Source organism: Acidovorax sp. Root402 (assembly GCF_001425125.1).
GTDB classification, from domain to species: domain Bacteria; phylum Pseudomonadota; class Gammaproteobacteria; order Burkholderiales; family Burkholderiaceae_C; genus Acidovorax; species Acidovorax delafieldii.
In genome coordinates this window covers 233181-254434 of sequence record NZ_LMDQ01000014.1, presented here as the reverse complement: position 1 = coordinate 254434, position 21254 = coordinate 233181, and the positions used below count along the sequence as shown (strand labels likewise).

Below are 21254 nucleotides of genomic sequence, written 5' to 3'. Positions count from 1 at the left end.
TAGCGCTTTTCCGATAGGTGCTGACTGCTATCAATATTGAAGTGATCAACAGGATTTTTGCCTGCGCCGCCATCACTTCATTTCAAACTACGCTGATGGCGCTTTGCGCCTTAGAGACCCTCCGATACGCGTGCGCCGCAGTCCTCTACGGTGCTCGGCGGTCCATGAGATGCTCTGGCCCCAGCGCTGCACAGGTGGTAGCGCCCAGCATAGCCAGATTGCGGTCCACCTCGGCGCGCAATAGATCGATGGCCGCTGTAACGCCTGCCTCGCCGTCAACTGCTGCTGCGTAGTTGAAGGGCCGCCCCACAAACACTGCCTGCGCGCCCAGCGCCAGGGCCTTGATCACGTCGGTGCCCCGGCGGATGCCGCCGTCCAACATCACTGTCATGCCGCTGCCAGCCTGCTCGGCAATGGCGGGCAGCACTCGCAGCGGGGCCACGGCGCCATCGAGCTGGCGACCGCCGTGGTTGCTGACGATGATGCCGTCCACCCCGTGCTGGCGGGCGAGGGCGGCATCCTGCGGGCTGAGGATGCCCTTGACGACCAGCGGGCCGCGCCACTGGCGGCGGATGTGGGCGATGTGGCTCCAGTCAAAGTGGTCGCGCGCGGCAAAGTCGCGCTGCACACGCGATGACAGGATGGGCGCGCCGCGTTCGGCAAACGAGTTTTCAAAATGCGGCATGCCGTGGTGTGCCAGCGTGCGCAGCAGCGTGCCTGCCAGCCAGCGCGGGCGCACCAGGCCGTCCCACGCCAGGCGAAGGCTGGGGCGCAGCGGGGTGGAGAAGCCCGCGCGGATGTTGTTCTCGCGGTTGCCCGCCACGGGGATGTCCACCGTCACTACGAGGGTCTGTACGCCTGCCGCAATCACGCGCCACAGCAAGGCGTCGATGCGTTCGGGGGTGCCGGGCAGGTAGGCCTGGAACCAAGTGCCGGGGGCGGCGGCCATCACTTCTTCCAGCCGGATGAGCGAGCTGCCGCTTTGCACAGCCGGGATGCCCGCCGCTGCCGCCGCACGGGCGAGCACGATGTCGCCCCGGTAGGCCGACAGCGCCGCGATACCCATGGGCGCGATGCCAAAGGGGCTGGCATAGCGCTGGCCGAACAGGGTCACGCCCTGGTCGCGTTGGGCCACGTTGCGCAGCACGCGGGGGACGAGGGCGATCTCTCGGAACGCCTGGCGGTTGTCGTCCAGGGCCAGGTTGTCTTCCGCCGCCCCGGCCACGTAGCCAAAGATAGGGCGGGGTAGCACGCGACGGGCAGCGGCTTCAAAGTCGTCCAGCGACAGCAGATGGGACGTGCGGCCACTACGATGCGTTCCGTTGAAGGCGCTCCAGGCATTGGTGGCGGGCTGTTGGGGCGTGGTGGAGGGGGTGGGCATGGCGTGGTTCCAGGCAAGAGCAAACAAGGGCTGGAAAGCAGTGTCCTGAAACCGCAATAATCAAGAAAGCGAATTTATTGCTAATTATTTGTTCGCCAAATTGAAAATATATTCACGACATGACCCTCAAGCAGCTCGAAGCCTTCTACTGGGCAGCCACCTGCAGCAGTTTTGCCATGGCGGCCGAGCGGGTGCACCTGTCGGTGTCCTCGCTGTCCAAGCGGATCGCCGAACTGGAGGCATCGCTGGGCCAGGTGCTGTTTGACCGCGCCGGACACCGCGCGGCGTTGACGGAGGCGGGCACGCGACTGCTGCCTCTGGCGGGCGCGTTGCTGCAACAGGCAGACCGTTTGCAGCAGGACATGGGTAGCACCATCGGCCTGCGCGGGCCCTGCCGCCTGGGGGTGGGCGAGCTGACGGCGATCACCTGGCTGCCGCGCCTGGTGGAAGCCCTGGCGGCGGCGCACCCGGCACTGGAGGTGTCGGTGCACGTGGATGTGGGTGCAGCCCTGGCGGAGCGGCTGGACAAGGGCGAGCTGGATGTGGCCGTGATCGCTGGCCCCGCCAGCCGCAGCGCGCTGACCTCGGTGCCGCTGGCGCATGCGCGCTTTGCCTGGTGCGCTGGCCCTGGCGTGGCGCACGGCCTGCGCCAGATGGATGCCGATGCGATGCAGTCGCAACCGCTGGTAACGCTGCCGCAAGGCTCGGGGGTGACCCACCTCATCGACGACTGGCTGCGGCAGGCCGATGCACGCCCCGCACGCAGATTGGTGTGCAACCACTGGGGCGCCATCGTGGGCTTGCTGGCTCAGGGCAGCGGCACTGGCCTGCTGCCCGAGGGCTGGGCGCAAGCCCTGCACGCCCGGGATGTGTTGCAGGTGTTGCCCAGCCCTGTGCCGCTGGGGTCGCTCGACTATGCGTTGCACAGTCGGCGTGATGACCTGCGGCCGCTGGTGAGCATGCTGCACGGGCTGGCAGCGCAGCATGCGGATTTCACGGTGGCGAGTGGCGCGTTCTGACAGCTTGATGCGCGGATGGCGGCCCTAGAATCGCGCCGACTGCAAGCCGCAGCCGCCGGCCCCCGGAACCTGCTCAAGCGCAACCCCATGCTTCAACCAACCTCACTTCCCGTCGTTCTGGTGCTGGCCTCGGGCCGGGGAGAGCGTTTTGCCGCGTCCGGCGGTGCGGTGCACAAGCTGCGCGCGCCCCTGGGAGCAAAGACCGTGCTGGAACACACCCTCGATGCCGTGCGCGCCAGCGGCCTGCCCTGGCACCTGGAAGATGCAGGCCACCCCGGCATGGGGGATTCGATCGCCGCAGCCGTGCGCGCCACGGCCCAGGCGCCCGGTTGGCTGGTGTTGCCGGGGGATTTGCCGCTGATCCGTCCCGACACCTTGCGCACCATCGCCGCCGCGCTGGCGGACCCGGACTGCGCCGTGGTCATGCCGGTGTACCAGGGCGAGCGCGGTCACCCTGTGGGGTTTTCGGCCGCATGCTTGTCCAGCCTGTTGGCGCTGACCGGCGAGCAGGGCGCCGCCAGCGTGGTGCGCGCGCAGGCGCAGCAGGGCAGGGTACGGCAGGTGGAGGTGGATGACGAAGGCACGGTGACCGACATTGACACCGTGCAAGACCTGGAGCGCGCCGCGCAGTTGCTGGCGGCGCGTGGGTAACGGCGGCGAGGGCCGCTTCCGCTTTATTTGGAAGCAATCACCGCGCAAGCCAGGCGTGGTCCTGCGTTGCCGGTGGGTTGGGTCTTGTAGTCGTCGGGGTCGCGGTGAACGATCAGGCCCTTGCCGACGATGTCCGTGGTTGGGCCGCCCACGCTGATGGACCGCGACACAAAGCTGAATGCGGCGACGCCATATTTGTCGGCCTTGAGGCTGGGCAGGTCACCGGTGTGGTGTTCGCCCGCGCCGTGGGACCCGTGCGGTTTGGCCGTGGGGTTGAAATGTCCGCCGGTGCTCATGCCGTCGCCGCTCGAGCAGTCGCCCTTTTCATGCACATGAAAGCCGTGTTCTGCATCGGGTTTGAGTCCACGAATTTCACCCGACACCTGCACGCCATCGCCGGTCTGTACAAACGTCACCGTACCAGTGGCTGTGTTGCCCCGGGTGGGCTCCAGCTTGGCGGTAGCGCGGTTGCCAGACAGGTGGGAGGCACAGCCCGCCAGCGCCACAACAGCCAGGGAAGACAGGGCAAAAGCAAAACGAATCTTCATGACTCAAACTCCTCGGTGCGAATGAATGAACGCGGGATTGAACCCGATACAAAGGCGCAGTCTCGCAAGCCACCACGCGAGAGTCCAGAAAAATGTGCACTATGCCTCTTTTTGGGCCAACGCGATCAACCGAGCCAAAGCCCTGTCGTGGATGCCGTGCTTGCGCAACTCGTCGTAGGTGGCCTGGGCGTAGTCGCGGGTGGTGCCGTAGCGTCCACAGGCCTGCTCGAAAATGCGGCAGTATTCGTGGTCTGGCAGCTCGCCCGTGTGGTTGGGACTTTTGCGCGACAGGGTAAAAGTCAGCGCCCGCACCGGGCCATGGGGTGTGTGGCACGTCAGCCAGCGCGGGTCGTAGACAGCGGTGACCATCTCGCGCTGCCACAGGTTGATCATCACCTGCCGCGCATGCACCTTGTCCACGCGGAACACCATGCCCCGGCAGCTTCCGCCCGACAGCATGCCGAACACCAGCCCCGGGCACTCGGGCGTGCCGCGGTTGATACGGCTCCACATCTTGAGCGCCCGGTGCCAGCCGTGGACCTTGGCCGGGCGGCGCTCGGCGTAGTCAAAATCCGGCCGCCAGATGAGCGACCCATAGCCAAAAATCCACAGGTCCTGATGGCCACCCCATTCCTGGAGGGCACGCTCCAGCATCGGCGCCGGGTCTCGCAGTGGGGCGGGCAGATTCGTCATGCCTTCACTCTACAATCGAAAGCTTTGCTGCAATCGGCCAGGGCCTTGTTTTCGCAACGCCTGCATTGGCCGTCCAACCACTTTATTCATCACTACAGGGATCTTCCATGTCCAGCTCTGACGACGATAGCCAACAACGTTTTGCCCTCGGTTTTCTGTTTGCACTGATTGCGTTGGTGATCTCCGTGGTGGTGGGCACCGTGGTGGTCAAGCGTCTGGGCGCCAAGGCACCGGTCCGGCCTGCCGCCGTTGCAGCCAGCAACACGCCCGCAGCACCCGCCGTAGCCGTGGAAGAAGATATTGCCAGCGTGCGCGTGGAAAGCGGCGTGGTGAAGTTCTACTTTGCCACCGCCAAGGCCGAACTGGCCGCAGGCGCCAACGAAGCCCTGGCTGATGTGGTCAAGGGTGTGGCTGAAGGCAAGAAGGCCGTTGTTTCGGGCTTCCACGACGCGACGGGCGACGCCGCCCTGAACGCGGAGCTGGCCAAGCAGCGTGCAGTGGCCGTGGCCGAAGCGCTCAAGGCCCTGGGCGTGGCCGAAGACAAGGTGGAGCTGAAGAAGCCAGAAGAAGCCACCGCGACCGGCAGCAACGCCGAAGCCCGCCGCGTGGAAGTGACGCTGGGCGCCCTGTAAGCGCCGCCTGCTTCTCCAACAAAAAACCCGGCGCTGCCGGGTTTTTTGGGACCAAATGGCCGCATGCGCTAGTGGAATATGCGCCAGCAGCTATCTATTTGATAGTGAATATCACCGCAGACCCTGGCCGCCTGCGCCTTCGGCGCGCTGGATCAACTCGATCTTGTAGCCATCGGGGTCGGTCACAAACGCGATCACCGTGGTGCCGCCCTTGACCGGACCTGCTTCGCGCGTCACGTTGCCGCCCGAGGCCTTGATCTTTTCGCACGCGGCATACGCATCGGGCACGCCCAGCGCGATGTGGCCGTAGGCCGTGCCCATGTCGTAGCTTTCCACGCCCCAGTTGTAGGTCAACTCGATCTCGGCCTGGCCGGGGTTGCCGCCCTCGAAGCCCAGAAAGGCCAGCGAGTATTTGTACTCGGGGTTCTCGGACTGGCGCAGCAGTTGCATACCCAGCACCTGGGTGTAGAAATCAATCGAGCGTTGAAGGTTGCCAACGCGCAGCATCGTGTGGAGGAATTTCATCCCTTCGATTGTGCAGGCAGATCGAAAACCAGGCAGGTGGTGGTGGCGTGGGCATACAGCGTGCCGTCCGGCCCCACCAGGCGCGCCTCGGCCGTGGCCAGCTGGCGCCCGCTGTGGATCACCCGGCCCTCGGCGCGCACGCGCTGTACCTTGGGCGTGATGGCCTTGACCAGGTTGATGCCCAGCTCGGCCGTGGTGTAGCCGCGCCCAGGTTCCATGCGCGTGTGGATGGAGCAGCCCAGGGCGGAGTCGAGCAAGGTGGCAAACCAACCGCCATGCACCGTGCCCATGGGGTTCAGGTGCTCTGCGCGGGGTGTGCCCTGGAAGATGGCCGTACCTTCGCCCACTTCGACGATCAGGAAGTCCAGCGTCTTGGCAATGGCCGCGTAGGGCAGCTCACCGCGCAGCATGGCCTGCATCTGCTGCAGGCCGTTCAGGTGGGCGATCTGCTCGCGGCGGGCCACGCCCGGGCCGGGGCCTGCATCCAGCGTGGCCAGGATGTCGCGCTCCTGTGCCAGCCAGTCTTCAAGGTGGTTGTGCTGTGTCATGGGGTGTCCTGGTTTGTAGCGGGGTTGAAATGCATGAGTTGCATATGCAATTATTGCAGATACAATCAAATCCATGCAAGCCAACCCATCCACCCTGGCCCCTGTGCTGCCGCAGGGCTGTACCAACTTCAAGCTGCGCCAGCTGATGCGCCGCGTGGCCAACCACTACGACGCCGAAATGGCGAAATGTGGACTCAAGACCACGCAGTATTCGCTGCTGTCGCATGTGCTCAAGCTGGGCCCGATTCGCCCCGGTGATCTGGCCACGGAGATGAAGATGGATGCGTCCACGCTGACCCGCAATCTGCGCCCGTTGGTGGACGCGGGCTGGGTGACGCTGAAGGCGGGTACGGACGCACGCAGCCGTCTGGTGCACATCACCGACGCAGGTCGCGACAAGCGCGCGGAAGCGCAACGCCACTGGAAGGCCGCACAACTGGCGCTGAACGAGGCACTGGGCGTGGAACGCGTGATGGCCTTGCACGCGTTGGTGGACGACTCGCTCGATTTGCTGGCTGCACTGCCAGTGCAGGAGACTGCGCATGACGAATAACCACACCCCTCAGGCGACGGCAACCAAGCCCGCCGCACCGCTGGCCCTGTGGCTGGTGCTGCTGGCGGCCGCAGGCGCCTTTGCACTGACCATGGGCACGCGGCAGACCATGGGTCTGTTCCTGTCCGCACTCAACACCTCCACGGGCCTGGGCATCGGCAGCATCAGCCTGGCGTTTGCGTTTGGCCAACTGTGGTGGGGGCTGACCCAGCCGTTTGCCGGGGCTGTGGCCGACCGCATCGGCACGGGTCGTGTGATCCTGATCGGTGTGGCGCTGGTGGCGCTGGGCACCTTCATCACGCCGTATATGACCACCACGGCCGGGTTGATTTTTGCGATTGGCGTGTTGGCCGCAGGCGGCGCAGGCATGGCTGGGCCGTCTGTGCTGATGGCGGCCACTGCCCGGCTGGTGCCTGTGCAAAAGCGCGGGCTGGCCAGCGGCATCGTCAACGCGGGCGGCTCGTTCGGGCAGTTTTTGATGGCGCCCATCGCCATCAGCCTGACCGCCGCCGTGGGCTGGGCCAGTGCGATGCAGTGGCTGGGCGTGCTGGTGCTGCTGGCGCTGCCGGCGGTGTGGGTGCTCAAGGGCAACTCCAACGCGCTGGCGGCACAGGCTGCAGCGGTATCCGGCCAGAAGGCATTGACCGCGCGCGAGGCCATTGCCCAGGCCCTGGCCACACCGAGCTACCGGTATCTGGCGGCAGGCTTTCTGGTGTGCGGCTTTCACGTGGCGTTCCTGGCCACGCACTTGCCCGGCGTGATTGCAGCGTGCGGGTTGGCGCCCGAAGTAGGGGGCTGGTCGCTGGCGGTGATCGGGCTGTTCAACATTGCGGGCAGCCTGGCCATGGGGTGGGCGGTAGGGCGCTGGCGCATGAAGTCGCTGCTGTCGCTGCTGTACGCCACGCGAGGTCTGGCGGTACTGATTTTCCTGTTTGCTCCCAAGACGCCGGCCGTGGTGCTGGTCTTCGCCGCCGTTATGGGCATCACCTTCCTGTCCACCGTACCACCCACGGCCGGACTGGTCGCCAAGATGTTTGGCACGGCCAACATGGCAATGCTGTTCGGCATCGTGATGCTGTCGCACCAGATTGGCGGATTCCTGGGTGCCTACCTGGGCGGCAGCGTGTTCCAGGCCACCGGCAGCTATGACTGGGTCTGGTACATCGACATCGTGCTGGCCGTGGGCGCAGCGCTGGTCAACCTGCCGATCCGGGAAGCGCGCGTGGCGCGCCCCGCCGCCACAGCGGCCTGACCAACCACCTTCTCTCCACGAAAGCCATCGACATGACGCAGACCCCCGCCAGCAACGTTTCGACAGCCCCCACGTCTCCGATTTACCTGGACGACCTGTCTGTCGGCGACCAGTTCCAAAGCGGCGAACACGCCATGGACGAAGCGCAGATCACCACCTTTGCCGCCCAGTTCGACCCGCAGCCCTTTCACCTGGACGACGCTGCTGCGCGCGAGACGCTGTTTGGCGGTCTGGCCGCCAGCGGCTGGCACACGGCGGCCGTGACCATGCGTCTGCAAGTGACCAGTGGGCTGCCGATTGCAGGCGGCATCATCGGCGCAGGGGGCGAGTTGACCTGGCCCCGGCCCACACGCGCCACCGATGTGCTGCATGTGGTGAGCGAGGTGGTGCAGATCCAGCCCTCCAAGTCCAAGCCCGACCGGGGCATGGTCACGGTGCGCAGCGAGACCCGCAACCAGCACGGCGATGTGCTGCAGCTGTCTACCGTGCGCATCGTGGTGCCACGCCGGCCTGCAGCCGGTGGGGCAGGGGCCTGATGTGACCGAGGCCCTGAACCCGCGCACCCGCATGCTGCTGGAGGCGCCCATTGCGCCCACCTTGCTGCGGCTGGCCGCGCCCAACGTGCTGGTGATGCTGGCGCAGGCGGGCGTCGGGCTGATTGAGACCTACTTTGTCGGCCAGCTGGGCACCGATGCGCTTGCGGGCATGGCGCTGGTGTTTCCGGTCGTCATGCTGATGCAGATGACCTCGGCGGGCGCCATGGGCGGCGGCATTGCTTCGGCCATAGCACGCGCCCTGGGCGCAAGGCGGCGGGACGATGCCGACGCGCTGGTGCTGCATGCGCTGGCCATTGCGGCGGTGTTTTCGCTGGTCTTTACTGTGGGCGTGGTGGGAGGAGGGCGCTGGCTCTACACCCGCATGGGCGGCACGGGCGGCGCGCTGAATGCGGCACTGGTCTATTCCAACTGGGTGTTTGCGGGCGCGTTTCTGGTCTGGCTGTTCAACACGCTGTCGGCCGTCATCCGGGGTACGGGCAACATGGCCGTGCCAGCCTACGTCACGGTGCTGGGCGCGTTTGTACTGGTGCCGCTGTCGCCACTGTTCATCTTTGGCTGGGGCCCCATGCCGGGCCTGGGCATTGCCGGTGGCGCCATTGCGCTGATGGCGTATTACCTGATCGGCAGCGCCGTGCTGGCCGCATACCTGTGGTCGCCGCGCAGCCTGCTGCGGCCGTCGCTGGCGCACATCCGGTTTCGTTGGGTGCTGTTCAAAGACATCCTGCGGGTGGGTCTGGTGGGCACGGTGTCTACCGTCGCCACCAATCTGGCGATTGGCGTCACGACCGCATTGGTGGGTGGTTTTGGCACAGCGGCCATCGCGGGCTACGGCACCGCATCGCGGCTGGAATACCTGTTGGTGCCGCTGGTGTTTGGCCTGGGCGCGCCGCTGGTGGCCATGGTCGGCACATGCATCGGCGCCGGCCAGCGCGAGCGCGCCTTGCGCGCCACCTGGATTGGCGCGGCCATGGCGTTTGTGATGGCCGAGGCGATTGGCCTGTGGGCGGCAGCCTTTCCCAACGCGTGGCTGTCCCTGTTCAACAGCGACCCCGCCATGCTGGAAGCGGGTGCGCTGTATCTGCGCACCGTCGGCCCCGTGTACGGCTTCTTCGGCCTGGGTCTGGTGCTGTACTTTGCCTCACAAGGGGCAGGGCGCCTGCTCTGGCCGGTGATCGGCAACATCGTGCGCCTGGCGGTGGCCGTCACCGGCGGCTGGCTGGCGCTGCGCTGGGGCGGTGGACTGGCTGCCGTGTTTGCAGCGCAGGGGGCGGCGCTGGTGCTTTACGGCTTGGTCAACGCCTGGGCGATTGCTGGCGGCGCCTGGTTCGGTCCGGTGGGCTGGCCGCGCAGTACCACCCGTCTGCTGCAGCGCATGCCACAGGTCTGAAAGTGATGAAAACAGCTGCTAGCGCTAGTGAATCATGCGCTGGCAGCTATCAAAACAGGAGTGGCCAGAAGTGCGTCAGACCGGCACGGTGTAGTTGAGCGTCATGCGCCCACCGTCCACAGTCACAATCTCGCCGGTCACATAGCTGGCCGCATCGCTGGCCAACCAGGCCACCACATCGGCAATCTCGGACGGCTCGCCCAGCCGCTTCATGGGCGTGCGGCTCATGATCTTGTTCTTGGCCTCATCGCTGGTCAGCACGGCCTTGGCGGCCAGCTCAGTGGCAATGGTGCCCGGGGCCACCGCGTTCACGCGGATGTTCTTGTCGGCCAATGCCAGCGCCATCACCCGCGTGAGCTGGTTCACGCCGCCTTTGCTCACGTTGTAGCTGGAGATATTGGGAATGGTCAGCACACCGTTGACCGAGCTCATGTTCACGATCGAACCGCCTCCCGATACCACCATGGCCCGCGCCACCGCCTGGCCGACCAGGAACGAGCCCTTGAGGTTGACCCGCAGCACTGCGTCAAAGTCGGCCTCGGTTACCTCCAGAAAGTCTGCCGCGCGAAAGATGCCCGCGTTGTTCACCAAAACGTCGATGCGCCCATGGGCCGCCAGGGTCTGGGCCACCAGTGCATCCACTTGCGATTTATCGCCCACATCGCAGCGCACATACAGCGCGCCCAGCTCCTGCGCCAGCGCCTGGCCACGCGCATCGTCCACGTCGACGATCACCGGCTTGGCGCCTTCGGCCGCAAAGCGGCGGACACAGGCCTCGCCAATGCCTTGGGCGCCACCCGTGACGATGCAGACGCGGCCCTGATGACCGAAGTGGATGGACGATGTAGAAGGTGCTTGGGTGGGAAGGTTCATGGGCGGTGATGGTAGCGGCTTGAACAGGATGCAGGGCCGACGGCGCATTGGCGCTTCGTTGGAATGACATCATTAACACTAGATACGATGTATATTATGTTAAATATCAAATACACACTCTGTGCGGTGTCGAACAGACACTCCACGCCCCCCAACCGCACCATGCGTCGGCCTTGGGGGCACCTGCTGTGGCGGCGTTCTCCCAAGTCTCCCTTCCGGAAAGTCCGTCTGGACTGGTTCCAACGCCTCCCACCAAAACGCGAGCGCCGCTGCGTTGAAAGAACCCATGACCACTTACCTTGCGTGTTTAGGCACCCGCCCTGAGATCATCAAGATGGCACCGTTGCATCGCGAGCTAAAGCTGCGTGGCCACCGCGTGGTGGTGCTCCACACCGGGCAGCACGCCGAGGTGGCCGAGGTGCTTTACCGATTTTTTGATATGGGGCCAGACCTGCGCTTGGCACTGGAGCGGCGCACACCGAGGTTGGGCGACCTCACGGCGCTGTTGCTGGAGGGAGTGGACAGGCTGGTGGACGAAACCCAGCCTGATGTGGTGCTGGTGCAGGGCGACACGACGTCTGCGCTGGTCGGAGCGCTGAGTGGCTACTACAACGACAAGCCGGTCGCCCACATCGAGGCGGGTTTGCGCACAGGCACACGCGAGCCGTTTCCGGAGGAAAAAAACCGGGAGCTGATTGCACGGCTCGCCCACTGGCACTTCGCACCGACGGCGCGGACCCGGGACAACCTTTTGCGCGAAGGCATCGCAGACGCCTGTATCTCCGTCGTCGGCAATACGGTGATTGACGCGGCGCGCTGGACGCAGGAGCGCCTGCAGACCAATGCATCGTCCGCGCCTTCTGTCTTGCCGTCCGGTTCGTCTTCAGTGGTACCAGCCATGGTCGCAGAGTTTCTAGATCAGCAAATAAACCAACGGCTTCTGTTGGTGACTGCCCACCGCCGAGAGAACTGGGGCGACCCCATACGCAATATCGCCACTGCCATCGGGCAGTTGCTGGCGGCCCATGGCGATCTGGTTGTGGTCTGGCCGCTTCACCCCAACCCAGCCGTCAGTCAGGCGGTGAGGCCGGTGATCGACGCATTGCCGGACGACCTGCGCCAACGGGTGTGTCTGACCGAACCCATGGACTACCCTGCCCTCATCAGCCTGCTGCAACGCTGTTACTTCACGCTGACGGACTCGGGCGGCATTCAGGAAGAGGCCTCTGCTCTGAGGCGGCCAGTGCTGATTGCGCGCGACAGCACCGAGCGGCAGGAGCTGGTGGAAGCTGGTGGTGCGGTACTGGTTGGCACAGACATCCGCCGCATGGTGACTGAGGCGGCACGCCTGCTGCGCGACGATGGGGCGTACCGCAGCATGCAGCTGGAAAGCAGCCCGTTTGGCGATGGCCACACCGCGCAGCACATTGCAGACCGGCTCTGCACGGTGGACTGACAGCGCTTGCGGCCCCACCACCATCCAGGATGGTGCGGGGACGGCGGCCGTTCAGGCGGTAACTGTATCCAGCGCCGCGGGTGCGGTCAGCAGTTGGCTGACCTCTTTGGCAAACCGGCTGGCCATCCGCTGCGCCCTGAGTGCAGTACGGCACTCCACCAGCACCCGCACAACAGGCTCGGTGCCCGAGGCACGCAGCAGCACCCGCCCATCGTCGCCAAGCAACTTTTCGGCCCGCAGCTGGAAGTGGGGCATCCAGGTGTTGTCGGCCATCCCCGCACCACGGGTCACGGGCACATTGACCAGGCACTGAGCGTTCATGCACAGATCGCTGCACAGCTGCGACAAGCTGCGCTGCGAGCGCTTCATGGCAGCAACCACCCGCAAGGCTGACATCACGCCGTCTCCGGTGCTGTGCCAGTCCAGCCCGATCAGGTGGCCCGAGCCCTCGCCGCCCAAGCGCCAACCCCGCTGCTTGAGCAGCTCCAGCACATGCCTGTCACCCACGGCAGACCTTGCAAAGTCCAGCCCACGGCGCAGCAGCGCTTGCTCCAGCCCCTGGTTGCTCATCACCGTGCCCACCACCCCACCCTGCAAGCCATCGTTGGTCTGGGCATCCACGGCCAGCACGTACAGCAGCTCGTCACCCGCATAGATGCGGCCCTCGCTGTCCACCATCACCAACCGGTCTCCATCGCCGTCCAGCGCCACGCCGACATCTGCCTGATGAGCCAGCACGGCCTCGCTCAGGTGCTTGGGCGACGTGGCGCCCACGTTGTCGTTGATGTTCTGCCCATCAGGCGTGGCGCCCACCGCAACCACCTCCGCGCCCAACTGTCGGAACACCTCGGGGGCGATGCGGTGGCAGGCGCCATGGGCGGCGTCGATGACGATCTTCATACCCTGCAGGTGCAAACCTGCCGGCAATGCCTGCCTGCAAAACTGGATGTACAGATCGGAGGCCTCGGGCAGCAGGGACACGCGGCCCAACCGAGACGATGGCAAACAGACCATGGGCTGGTCCATGGTGCGTTCGATCTCGGCCTCCATGCCGTCGGGCAGCTTGTCACCTGTGGCCGAAAAGAACTTCACCCCGTTGTCCTCACAAGGGTTGTGCGATGCACTCACCACCACACCCGCCTGGTAGCCGCGCAAGCGCGTCAGGTAGGCCACGCCGGGTGTGGGCAACTCGCCGCACATCACCGTGTCCACACCGGCCGCAGAAAACCCCGCCTGCAAGGCCGCCTCAAACATGGGGGCCGACCCGCGCGTGTCGGTGCCCACTGCCACCACAGGTCGCGGGTTCAGTCCCGTGTGCTGACGGCTGAGCAGCTGGCCGCAGGCGTGCGCCAGCCGCATGATGGTCTGGGGGGTCATGGGCTCCATACCCACTGGGGCGCGCACGCCGTCGGTTCCAAACATTTTTTGCGTTGTCATGGGTAGTCCTGTTGAATGAGATTCGCCAGATAACCCGCACCCCAGGCCAAGGCGAACACCGACGGTGGGGCTTTGGACCGAGACGGTCTGTGCGCTATCGAACGCGCCGCGTTATGTACGGTATCGAACAGACAGCTCTGTGCCTACACGCTGACCATGGCTTTCCATGCCACGGATCACCCATTGACACCAGACTCTCCAGCTCCCAAATGCCTTCATTTGTCACAGGCCCACTCTGGCCTGAAGCGCTGGATAGGCAACGCTCTGGCGTGCGCCGTTCTTGCAGCACCACTTTGTACTTCGGCGGCCGTGCTCGATCTGGAGGGGTATGCCGAGACCTCGGGCGCCATCTCGGTGCAGCACCAGGGCGACACGGTAGATCCCTACTTTGCCTTGCAGGCACTGCTGCTGGCTCAAAGCCATGGGCTGGATATTTCCACGCCTGCCAAGGCCTGGGGCGCCTGGCTGGTACAGCGGCAAAAGCCCGACGCGACCTTTGACCGTTTTTGCCGCAACGGCCCTGTGTGGGCCCCATGTAAAACCGCCGATGCCGATGACTCTGTACTCGGCCTGTGGCTGGCGTTCATGGACAGCATGCCTGCCTCACAACGCAGCCAGGCCAGTTGGGTGCGCAGCCGCATGGCTACCAGTGCGGCGCTGGCCAAGTTGGTAGACCCCAACCGGGGAATTTACCTGGTCTCACCGGTGTACCAACATGGGCTGCTCATGGACAACCTGGAGCTGTGGGCCTACCCGCTCACCCACAAGGCGGCACAAAACGCGCGCCACCCCAACTTCACCAAAACTCTGGCGACCGTGTTCTGGGACGATCAGCGCAAGCGCTACCTGGTTTCCACCCAGCCCGGACAGCGTGAGACCGCACATGCCTTCTACCCCGACGCCGTGGCGCAGATCTTTCCGCTGTTGGTGCGTTTTCCGCTGATCCCTGGTGGGGCGCCCGCGCATTACCGCCGCTGGATGGCTGAGCACCGCAACGAATGGCTGGCCCAGGTGAAGGACGACTTTGCCTGGGGTCTGGTGGCTGTGGTGGCACTGCAGCAAGGCGACATCCCCTCTGCCCGCTGTTGGCTTCGTACCGCCCTGCCCCATCGGCACGGCGCCCACTGGACGGTGACGGACGAAGTCGCCGCGCAAATCCTGCAGTCCAAGGCCATCACTGCCGCCGTGGACACAACTAACTGCACCAGTTCTCGTCACACCCCCGCACGGTCACCATGAACACCCACTACATCCACCGCCCTGCCCCGTCCCTTGTTCTGGCACTGGGGTTGCTGGCCCATGCCTTACCTGCAGCCCATGCGCAAGACGTTGCAGACCTGCCGGCCCCGGTCCGGGGCATTGAGGCCTACACCAGCCGCCACACCCTCACCAACGGGTATGGCAACTGGCATGAAGCTGGCGTGCGCGGCCAATGGGGTGTGAACAGCCAGTGGCTCGGCATGGAAATCGCCACCACGCGGCGGTTTGGAGAGTCGGGCCTGTTCATCGGGCTGTCCGACACCATGACCTGGAACGAAGACTGGTTCTCCATGCTATCGGTGGGCGCAGGCGATGGTGCTGCTTACCTGCCGCGCTACCGTGTGGACGGGTTCATCAACCGCAAGTTGCTGCCCACACGCCAATGGGTGGCCACCCTGGGGGCAGGTTACTACCGAGCGCCAGACGGCCACATCGACCGCAACATCAGCCTCGGGTCCACTTACTATTTCGATCTGCCGTGGGTGGTACAGGCAGAAATACGCTTCAACAACAGCTCCCCCGGTGGCGTGCGTACCCATCAGCAGTTTGTGGCGGCCACCTGGGGGCGCGCGCACCACACGCAGATCATTGCCCGCCACGGCTGGGGTGCCGAGGGCTACCAGGCCATTGGCAATGGGGTATCTCTGGTCAACTTTGACAGTCGCCAGTCACAGCTCACACTGCGGCAGTGGCTGGGCCCACAGTGGGGCATTACTGCGGGCCTAGAGCGCTACCGCAACCCCTACTATTCCCGCAACGGCGCCAAGCTGTCGCTGTTTTGGGAACTGCCCTAGGTTGTCCGAGCCTGCAGCGTCTAAGCGACAGCGCCTGACATGACCCGTTCATAGGTCTCCAGATCCTGGTCAAAGCACCCACAGCTTTGCGCCAGCAATGCCTCTCGGTCCAGCACAAGGATATGCCCGCGCGTGTACTGGATTACACCGCTCTCTTGCAGCTTGCCGGCCGCCAGCGTCACACCGGCCCGGCGTACCCCCAGCAGGTGCGCCAGCGTCTCATGGGTCATCTGGATGTCGGGGGTGCGCAGCCGCGTTTCGCTCATCAGCAGAAACCGCGCCAGACGCTGCTCCAGCGAATGAAAGTGCCCGCAGGCCACCATCGTGCCCATTTGCGATAGCTCGACATACAGATAGCGGGTGGTCAGCAGGCTCAGCGTCCGGCTGGCCAAACAATGGCTGCGCCAGGCATCCAGCTGGATTCGCCATGCCTGGCCTGCCCCCGAAACCACCGCATCAAAGGCCGAGGCCGTCACCCCCAGCCCTGCGCTGGCACCCAACATGCCCTCAAAGCCGATCTGTCCGGCCTCAAAGTGCCGCGCGCCCTCCAGGTTGGAGAGCAACGAGATCATGCTGTTGGTGGGAAAGTACACATGGCTGAGTCGTTCACCCGCTCGCCCCAATACTTGCTGGCTTTCCAGTTCGACCCACTCGGCAACGGACAGCAGGCGCGACCGCTCTGTAGGCCGCAAAAGGGCCAGCAGTCGGTTCGCGAGGGATTGGTCGATGTGCGGCTTCTTGACAGCAGGACGGGATCGTTTTGAATTCTCGGAGGGCACACCGTCTCTGTCTGTCTGCTGGCGCACATGGAGCTTACGCAAGCCCGCCCTCATGCCGCCGTGCTCCCGCCCAACACGGCTTTGGTGCGCAGATAGAAACCCAATTCGTTGATGGTGACCAGGCTGCGGTTGGCCGCAAAGGTTTTTTCCATGGCCGCCAGTTGAGTACGCGCCTGACTGCCCTGCCCTCGAAGCGCGGCAACGTACCCGAGGATGGCCCACGGGAAAGGGTCATAGCGCCCGGTTTCCCAGCCTGGTGAGCGCGTGTTGAGACAGTTCCACCCTGCTGCAAACAGCCCGGTCAGCTCGCGCAATCCAAAGGCCTGCGGGTACACCTGACAAGTGGTGCCAGGGTAAAACTCTGCGCTGGGTGCCAGCGCGGCGTCGCTGGCCAAAAATGACTGCTCTGGGGCCTTGTAGAGCTGGCGCGCAATGCCTTCTGCGGTATTGGTCGCCAGCAGGTCATAGTAGTTGGCTTCAGACAGTTCGCTGCGCGACCGCAGCACCGCCGCAAAGTCGCGCAGACCTCGGTAACCTTCGCAGTTGTCCATGAGGTAGCCGCTGGCGTTGGTCTGGCTGCGCGGCGCCTGAAACACTGCAGTCAGCCCCGAAGGCTTGGCAGTCAATGCCAGGTTGCGGTAAGCGATATTTTTGAGGGCGGCTTTGCGCGCCTCCCACCAGGCCCAATTGCCACTGGCCGCCACATAGCGCGACGCCAGGGACAGAAAGGTGGATGCATAGGCGTCGTCCGAGTCAGCCAGCACCTTCTTGACCACCGAGGTATTGGCCCGGCCATAGGGGAACTCAATATCCGCAATGGTGCTGGTGGCAGGATCGGTGCTGGCCAGGTACAGATTCAGATACGGGAGGACGTATGTTTCCAGATCCGGCGCACTGAGCATGGGCACCAAGGGCAACAATCCCAGGTTGGCGAAGTACCAGTTCAGGCGTCCATTGGGCGCCAGCTCGTAGCCACCGGCATAGGGACCCGACAGGATGCGCAACGCCTTGATCTCCGCTACAGCATCGATGGGCGCGCGAGCTTCTGACGCCCAGCTGGCCGAACACAAAAGCAACCCAGCCCCCAAGGCTGGCACCTTTTCTAGCAATGAACGACGCCGCATGTGCACGATCTCCGAACGCAAGCCCGGACACCGCTTTCAACATCTGGAGAGCAACAGCGCAAAAAGAAGCGCACTGCCAGGAAGGCCGACACCCCCGGGTAAAGGGTGGCGTACTTATTTTGCAGAAGATGCCTCCGATTTCTTCACTGCGTACGCAGGCGTACAGACAGGTGAACCTGGCAGCGCCGCAGAGGGTACGGCTGAACAGACCCGACAGGGGGATGAGCGCCCTAATGTGTAGCGGACAAGGGGGCCGTGCTGGCCGCCCATGCATACAGAGCCACAAACACCATCATGTCGAAAAGCGCCCCCAAACACAGGTACAGCACGGGCATGAATACCACCGAAAAGTGCTGCAGAACCAGCAGGTGCACCATGGCTTGCTGCGGCACCATGACCCCAAAGAACAACAAGATAAGCAAGGTATGCACGACCTTGGCCTGCCAGCTGATTTGCAGTGGGTAGTAGCCGAGCGCCATCAGCACCGGTATGGCCAGAATGAGCAAATAGCCAGCATCCAGCAGGTCCATGACATGGTTCAGCACCAAGTGCGGGAACGGCATCGGCGCAAACCAGAAGTACAGCAGCGCCAGTGCCTGCACCACGCACAGCACCCGCACCAGATACTGCGCGGGAAGCCATCGCCCTCGCAGGCGCAGTGCCAACCCCCAGGCCACCACAGTCAGCACGGCAGCCAGGGCAGCACCAGTGGTGATGGACAGCCCCAGGTCACCCGCGCCTGGCAACCAGCTCATCCCCAACAGGTCCTGGCGTGATGACACTGCCGCTGGCTGCAGCGGCATATGCAGCCACTGCGCCCAGGTGAGCAGGTAGTTGCGCCAAAAACCGTACAGAGGCTCCCGCAAAGCGTAGATCAGAGACAACCACACCACCGGCAGCCCCACCATTTGCAAAAGCAGCCATGGGTTGAGCCGGATGCGGCTGAGAGCGCGATGGGGCAACTGGTGCCTGTGGGTTTGTTGGGCCTGCGCCAACAGGCCACGCGCAGCATTGAAAGCCAGCTCGCGGTCTCGGCGGCTGTGGGGAATAACGGTGGGATGTGGCAAGTAGAAGCCCTCTGTGGCGGTTCAGCGGATGGAACAATGCGAGGGTGCAGGCCACCGACCAGCCATGCAATGCGGGTGCGCCGCGTTCACGCCGACCACACAATGCCCAGTTGGCGGGCCCACACGGTGCCATGCGCCCGGGCGCCCGCCTCCGCCATGATGGTTTCTGCGCTGACGGTGGTGAGGGCCTGCGGCGAGCCCACCTGTACCCCAGCGCCCAGCAGGATGCCCGATTCGGACACCACGGGTCCGGCCACCTGGGCATGGTCCAGGAGCTGGATCTGCTTTTCACTGCATAGCGAGCCCTGCACCCGCGCGTGGTCGCCCATGACGATGCCGCCACGGGCTTTCACGTCGCCTTCAATCACGGTGCCAGCCCCAATGAGCAAACGCCCCGTGACCACCAGCGAGCCGTGATACCGGTGCATGCGTGGCAGCTTACAGTCGCCGCGCACGAGCGTCACATGCTCGCTCTGGCGAAGCGCACCCTCCAGCCGATCAAAGCTGGCCTCGATCAAAGGCGCATGCTCCCGTTCAGGTTGCAGGGCCGCATCACCACCAAAGCGGATGTGTGGCGCCTGGATCCGCTCAAAACAGCAATCGGCCTCCAGCTCCACGGCGGTCGATGAAGACAGGCGCCGCAGCCCCGAACAGCCCCGGGCCAGATGCAGGGACGCGTCGGCATGTGCCCACTGCCCCACATCGCTACCCGCACCCAGCCGGATACGACCCTGCGCCAACAGGCCCACAAAGCGGCTGCGGGCCGGTGCTTCGAAGTCACCATGCACGAACAGCGGTGCAGCACATTGGATCGCTGTCTGCGGCTTGACCGAGCCCAGGCACACCAGGGGTCGCAGCATGCCGGCCCAGTTCACGCCCTCCAGTGACACCGGCGCAAAATCAAACTCGTTGGCATAAGGACCCGGCACTTGCGCCTGGTGGGCCTGCACCAGCGCGCGGAACCGGTCAGCGAAATGGTCGATGTCGGTGGTGTAGTGCGGCAACACCTGCAATGCCTCGGTATCGGTGGGGTGCCGCCACTCGCGCCAGGTGGGACCAAGGGCAATCACCATCAATCCCGAGCTGATCAATACGAAGGCCAGGTAGAACAAGGCGGTGTTCATTGTTCGACGCTCGGTTGCCGGTAGCGCACGGTCTTGTCCCACACCATGTCGCGGCGCAGCAGCTTGTCCATCAACTGCCCCCACACCGATGACGATATGGCAAACAGGCTGATCACGAAGCCCAGCAAGCTGAGCGGCAGCAGCCGCAACCGCCTGCGTTTGCCGTCCAGCAGTACCGCTACGGCGATCTCAAAGAACGCGGCAAAGTTGCCCAGCGTGCCATAGGCCATGAGCGCAAACAAGGAGATCAGCCCCGTCAGCATGTCCCCGGCATTGAAAAAATACAGGCCGAGCGCCAGCAGCCAACCCACCAGCAGCAACGGCGGCAGCACAAATACCCACAAAAGCAGCAGCCCGTCCAGGCGTTCTCGCCAGCTCAGGTAAGGACTGAATGCAAAGCGCAAGCCATAGCGCACCATCACCTGGTTGTGCCCCTTGGCCCAGCGCTTGATCTGCTTGATGCGCACCTGCCAGTCCTGAGGCACCTCCTCATAGCACTCGGACCTATTGGTGTAGACAGTCTTCCAGCCGTTGAGCAACAGCCGATAGGTAATGTCCGTGTCTTCGGCCAGCGTATCGTCGTGCCAGCCGCCCACCGCAGCCACAGCCGAGCAGCGCACGCCACCCACGGTGCCGCCGTACTGGGGCACCAGGCGAAGGTTCATACGGGCCTGCTGGTCCACCTGGTAGCCGCCGCTTCGCTCCAGATCCAGCATGCGTGTGAGCAGGTTCACCCCCGTATTGACCGGCACCACACGGCCCATCACTGCCCCCACCTCGGGGTCGAAAAATGGCGCCACTAGCTGCTTGAGCAGCCCACGGCCGGGCACATAGTCGGCATCGAAGATGATCACAATGTCGCCCTGCGCATGCTGCAGGGCATCCTTGAGCGCTGCGGCCTTGCCTGGCTTGCCCTTGGTACGGTGAAACGGCACGATTCGCCCCGGGTAACGGCCTACCCAGTCATCGATGATGGCGCGCGTGCCATCGGTAGACCGGTCGTTGACCGGCACCACCTTCAGCCGGTCGAGCGGGTAATTGGTGTCCAGCAGGGCCTGCAGGCATCCGGCGATCACCTGTTCTTCGTTGTGGGCAGCGATGAACACCGTGATCAGCGGCCAGTCTGCCTGATCGATGTCCAGGTACGGATGGCGCTGGTGCCCTAACAGGCGGTTCAGTGTGAGCACTCCATGCCGGGTGGCATACACCATCATCACCAAGATGATCATGGCCAGCAGCGCCGCCATGGTGGACAGCACCGCATATGCCACAGGGCCAGGCACCCACCGCTGACTGAGCGCTTCGATGGATTCAAGAGGCTGCGTCATCGGGGCCGCCCACGTACTGGCGCTGCCCAACAGGGTGGCAAATGCCGTCGCAAACCACAGCCACCGCGCCGGGGGAATTTCGGGTGCAGCGCTGCGCTCGGCAGGACCAAGCTGCCGGCTCTCTCGATTCACGTGCATAGAACGCCTTTTGTTCAGACCACTGCTGGACCCTGCGCGCAGGACGTGGAGTGGCGGCGTCTTGCGACCCCGTTACGTCACACCCTGCAGGGATGTGAGACGGAATGTAAGCAGCAGGCGGGGCACGG

Annotated in this window: 22 protein-coding genes; 10 read left to right on the top strand and 12 right to left on the bottom strand. The window is 64.5% G+C overall.

All coding sequences use genetic code 11. From position 1 onward, the window contains the following. Positions 1-145 precede the first annotated feature (145 nt). Positions 146-1381, bottom strand: coding sequence for an alpha-hydroxy acid oxidase (locus ASC83_RS12360; protein WP_156379490.1), 1236 nt, complete (start codon positions 1379-1381; stop codon positions 146-148). Positions 1382-1500: 119 nt separating this feature from the next. Between ASC83_RS12360 and ASC83_RS12355 the strand changes: the two genes are divergently transcribed. Further along, on the top strand, positions 1501-2400 hold the full coding sequence (locus ASC83_RS12355) for a LysR family transcriptional regulator (protein WP_056062783.1): 900 nt from the start codon (positions 1501-1503) through the stop codon (positions 2398-2400). An 87-nt stretch (positions 2401-2487) separates the two neighbouring features. After that, the gene (locus ASC83_RS12350) at positions 2488-3051 is read left to right on the top strand and encodes an NTP transferase domain-containing protein (protein WP_056064999.1); all 564 of its coding nucleotides are present in this window, start codon (positions 2488-2490) and stop codon (positions 3049-3051) included. Between the two features lie 23 nt (positions 3052-3074). Here the strand turns inward: ASC83_RS12350 and ASC83_RS12345 are convergent, their stop codons facing one another. Then, positions 3075-3599 carry a superoxide dismutase family protein gene (locus tag ASC83_RS12345; protein WP_056062780.1) on the bottom strand — a complete coding sequence of 175 codons (525 nt, stop codon included), beginning with the start codon at positions 3597-3599 and terminating at the stop codon, positions 3075-3077. A gap of 99 nt (positions 3600-3698) precedes the next feature. Then, a complete protein-coding gene (locus ASC83_RS12340) occupies positions 3699-4292 on the bottom strand; it encodes a gamma-glutamylcyclotransferase (RefSeq protein WP_056062776.1) in 594 nt (197 codons plus the stop codon). 107 nt (positions 4293-4399) lie between these two features. Here ASC83_RS12340 and ASC83_RS12335 point away from each other — a divergent pair, with 107 nt between their 5' ends. Then, complete coding sequence (locus tag ASC83_RS12335; protein ID WP_056062773.1) at positions 4400-4924, top strand: OmpA family protein; 525 nt, start codon at positions 4400-4402, stop codon at positions 4922-4924. 111 nt (positions 4925-5035) lie between these two features. On the opposite strand, the gene gloA is transcribed toward ASC83_RS12335, so the two are convergent. Together gloA and ASC83_RS12325 are read right to left on the bottom strand one after the other, a co-directional pair. After that, positions 5036-5449, bottom strand: a complete 414-nt coding sequence (gene gloA, locus ASC83_RS12330; RefSeq protein WP_056062770.1) for a lactoylglutathione lyase — start codon at positions 5447-5449, stop codon at positions 5036-5038. Then, a complete protein-coding gene (locus tag ASC83_RS12325; RefSeq protein WP_056062768.1) occupies positions 5446-5997 on the bottom strand; it encodes a PaaI family thioesterase in 552 nt (183 codons plus the stop codon). Before ASC83_RS12325 ends, gloA begins: the two co-directional genes overlap by 4 nt. Positions 5998-6070: 73 nt before the next feature. Here ASC83_RS12325 and ASC83_RS12320 point away from each other — a divergent pair, with 73 nt between their 5' ends. Genes ASC83_RS12320 through ASC83_RS12305 form a run of 4 tightly spaced genes read left to right on the top strand, consistent with a single transcriptional unit; the run spans position 6071 to position 9746 of the window. Further along, a complete protein-coding gene (locus ASC83_RS12320) occupies positions 6071-6550 on the top strand; it encodes a MarR family winged helix-turn-helix transcriptional regulator (RefSeq protein WP_056062766.1) in 480 nt (159 codons plus the stop codon). Then, a complete protein-coding gene (locus ASC83_RS12315) occupies positions 6540-7802 on the top strand; it encodes an MFS transporter (RefSeq protein WP_056062763.1) in 1263 nt (420 codons plus the stop codon). Before ASC83_RS12320 ends, ASC83_RS12315 begins: the two co-directional genes overlap by 11 nt. A 32-nt stretch (positions 7803-7834) precedes the next feature. Then, on the top strand, positions 7835-8338 hold the full coding sequence (locus ASC83_RS12310; protein WP_056062760.1) for a MaoC family dehydratase: 504 nt from the start codon (positions 7835-7837) through the stop codon (positions 8336-8338). A 31-nt stretch (positions 8339-8369) separates the two neighbouring features. Next, on the top strand, positions 8370-9746 hold the full coding sequence (locus tag ASC83_RS12305) for an MATE family efflux transporter (protein ID WP_056064997.1): 1377 nt from the start codon (positions 8370-8372) through the stop codon (positions 9744-9746). A gap of 75 nt (positions 9747-9821) precedes the next feature. On the opposite strand, the gene ASC83_RS12300 is transcribed toward ASC83_RS12305, so the two are convergent. Continuing rightward, positions 9822-10619: an SDR family NAD(P)-dependent oxidoreductase gene (locus tag ASC83_RS12300; RefSeq protein WP_056062757.1), complete on the bottom strand. Its 798-nt coding sequence runs from the start codon at positions 10617-10619 to the stop codon at positions 9822-9824. Positions 10620-10905: 286 nt separating this feature from the next. Here ASC83_RS12300 and wecB point away from each other — a divergent pair, with 286 nt between their 5' ends. Beyond that, entirely contained in the window at positions 10906-12075 is a 1170-nt protein-coding gene (wecB, locus tag ASC83_RS12295) for a non-hydrolyzing UDP-N-acetylglucosamine 2-epimerase (RefSeq protein ID WP_056062754.1), read from the top strand. A gap of 51 nt (positions 12076-12126) precedes the next feature. On the opposite strand, the gene glmM is transcribed toward wecB, so the two are convergent. Then, positions 12127-13512, bottom strand: a complete 1386-nt coding sequence (gene glmM / locus ASC83_RS12290) for a phosphoglucosamine mutase (protein WP_056062751.1) — start codon at positions 13510-13512, stop codon at positions 12127-12129. 309 nt (positions 13513-13821) lie between these two features. Here glmM and ASC83_RS12285 point away from each other — a divergent pair, with 309 nt between their 5' ends. After that, positions 13822-14751 carry a hypothetical protein gene (locus ASC83_RS12285; protein WP_056062748.1) on the top strand — a complete coding sequence of 310 codons (930 nt, stop codon included), beginning with the start codon at positions 13822-13824 and terminating at the stop codon, positions 14749-14751. Further along, positions 14748-15566, top strand: coding sequence for a YaiO family outer membrane beta-barrel protein (locus ASC83_RS12280; RefSeq protein ID WP_056062747.1), 819 nt, complete (start codon positions 14748-14750; stop codon positions 15564-15566). The genes ASC83_RS12285 and ASC83_RS12280 overlap by 4 nt, the downstream gene beginning before the upstream one ends. Positions 15567-15586: 20 nt before the next feature. Here the strand turns inward: ASC83_RS12280 and ASC83_RS12275 are convergent, their stop codons facing one another. The 5 genes from ASC83_RS12275 to ASC83_RS12255 form a co-directional block, all read right to left on the bottom strand. Further along, positions 15587-16138 (bottom strand): Crp/Fnr family transcriptional regulator, encoded by a 552-nt coding sequence (locus ASC83_RS12275; protein ID WP_235509362.1) that lies wholly within the window; start codon positions 16136-16138, stop codon positions 15587-15589. Between the two features lie 257 nt (positions 16139-16395). Continuing rightward, positions 16396-17469 carry a hypothetical protein gene (locus tag ASC83_RS12270; protein ID WP_056064993.1) on the bottom strand — a complete coding sequence of 358 codons (1074 nt, stop codon included), beginning with the start codon at positions 17467-17469 and terminating at the stop codon, positions 16396-16398. Between the two features lie 230 nt (positions 17470-17699). Next, on the bottom strand, positions 17700-18431 hold the full coding sequence (locus ASC83_RS12265) for a hypothetical protein (protein WP_156379489.1): 732 nt from the start codon (positions 18429-18431) through the stop codon (positions 17700-17702). A 191-nt stretch (positions 18432-18622) separates the two neighbouring features. After that, positions 18623-19660, bottom strand: a complete 1038-nt coding sequence (locus tag ASC83_RS12260) for a polymer-forming cytoskeletal protein (protein WP_056062741.1) — start codon at positions 19658-19660, stop codon at positions 18623-18625. Then, a complete protein-coding gene (locus tag ASC83_RS12255) occupies positions 19657-20988 on the bottom strand; it encodes a glycosyltransferase (RefSeq protein ID WP_369816971.1) in 1332 nt (443 codons plus the stop codon). Before ASC83_RS12255 ends, ASC83_RS12260 begins: the two co-directional genes overlap by 4 nt. Positions 20989-21254: the final 266 nt, after the last annotated feature.

Bases quoted from the DNA above. Each gene is read 5' to 3' on its own strand.
- ASC83_RS12360 (WP_156379490.1), bottom strand. From the start codon at position 1,381: ATGCCCACCCCCTCCACCACGCCCCAACAGCCCGCCACCAATGCCTGG.
- ASC83_RS12355 (WP_056062783.1), top strand. From the start codon at position 1,501: ATGACCCTCAAGCAGCTCGAAGCCTTCTACTGGGCAGCCACCTGCAGC.
- ASC83_RS12350 (WP_056064999.1), top strand. From the start codon at position 2,488: ATGCTTCAACCAACCTCACTTCCCGTCGTTCTGGTGCTGGCCTCGGGC.
- ASC83_RS12345 (WP_056062780.1), bottom strand. From the start codon at position 3,599: ATGAAGATTCGTTTTGCTTTTGCCCTGTCTTCCCTGGCTGTTGTGGCG.
- ASC83_RS12340 (WP_056062776.1), bottom strand. From the start codon at position 4,292: ATGACGAATCTGCCCGCCCCACTGCGAGACCCGGCGCCGATGCTGGAG.
- ASC83_RS12335 (WP_056062773.1), top strand. From the start codon at position 4,400: ATGTCCAGCTCTGACGACGATAGCCAACAACGTTTTGCCCTCGGTTTT.
- gloA (WP_056062770.1), bottom strand. From the start codon at position 5,449: ATGAAATTCCTCCACACGATGCTGCGCGTTGGCAACCTTCAACGCTCG.
- ASC83_RS12325 (WP_056062768.1), bottom strand. From the start codon at position 5,997: ATGACACAGCACAACCACCTTGAAGACTGGCTGGCACAGGAGCGCGAC.
- ASC83_RS12320 (WP_056062766.1), top strand. From the start codon at position 6,071: ATGCAAGCCAACCCATCCACCCTGGCCCCTGTGCTGCCGCAGGGCTGT.
- ASC83_RS12315 (WP_056062763.1), top strand. From the start codon at position 6,540: ATGACGAATAACCACACCCCTCAGGCGACGGCAACCAAGCCCGCCGCA.
- ASC83_RS12310 (WP_056062760.1), top strand. From the start codon at position 7,835: ATGACGCAGACCCCCGCCAGCAACGTTTCGACAGCCCCCACGTCTCCG.
- ASC83_RS12305 (WP_056064997.1), top strand. From the start codon at position 8,370: ATGCTGCTGGAGGCGCCCATTGCGCCCACCTTGCTGCGGCTGGCCGCG.
- ASC83_RS12300 (WP_056062757.1), bottom strand. From the start codon at position 10,619: ATGAACCTTCCCACCCAAGCACCTTCTACATCGTCCATCCACTTCGGT.
- wecB (WP_056062754.1), top strand. From the start codon at position 10,906: ATGACCACTTACCTTGCGTGTTTAGGCACCCGCCCTGAGATCATCAAG.
- glmM (WP_056062751.1), bottom strand. From the start codon at position 13,512: ATGACAACGCAAAAAATGTTTGGAACCGACGGCGTGCGCGCCCCAGTG.
- ASC83_RS12280 (WP_056062747.1), top strand. From the start codon at position 14,748: ATGAACACCCACTACATCCACCGCCCTGCCCCGTCCCTTGTTCTGGCA.
- ASC83_RS12275 (WP_235509362.1), bottom strand. From the start codon at position 16,138: ATGATCTCGTTGCTCTCCAACCTGGAGGGCGCGCGGCACTTTGAGGCC.
- ASC83_RS12270 (WP_056064993.1), bottom strand. From the start codon at position 17,469: ATGCGGCGTCGTTCATTGCTAGAAAAGGTGCCAGCCTTGGGGGCTGGG.
- ASC83_RS12260 (WP_056062741.1), bottom strand. From the start codon at position 19,660: ATGAACACCGCCTTGTTCTACCTGGCCTTCGTATTGATCAGCTCGGGA.
- ASC83_RS12255 (WP_369816971.1), bottom strand. From the start codon at position 20,988: ATGACGCAGCCTCTTGAATCCATCGAAGCGCTCAGTCAGCGGTGGGTG.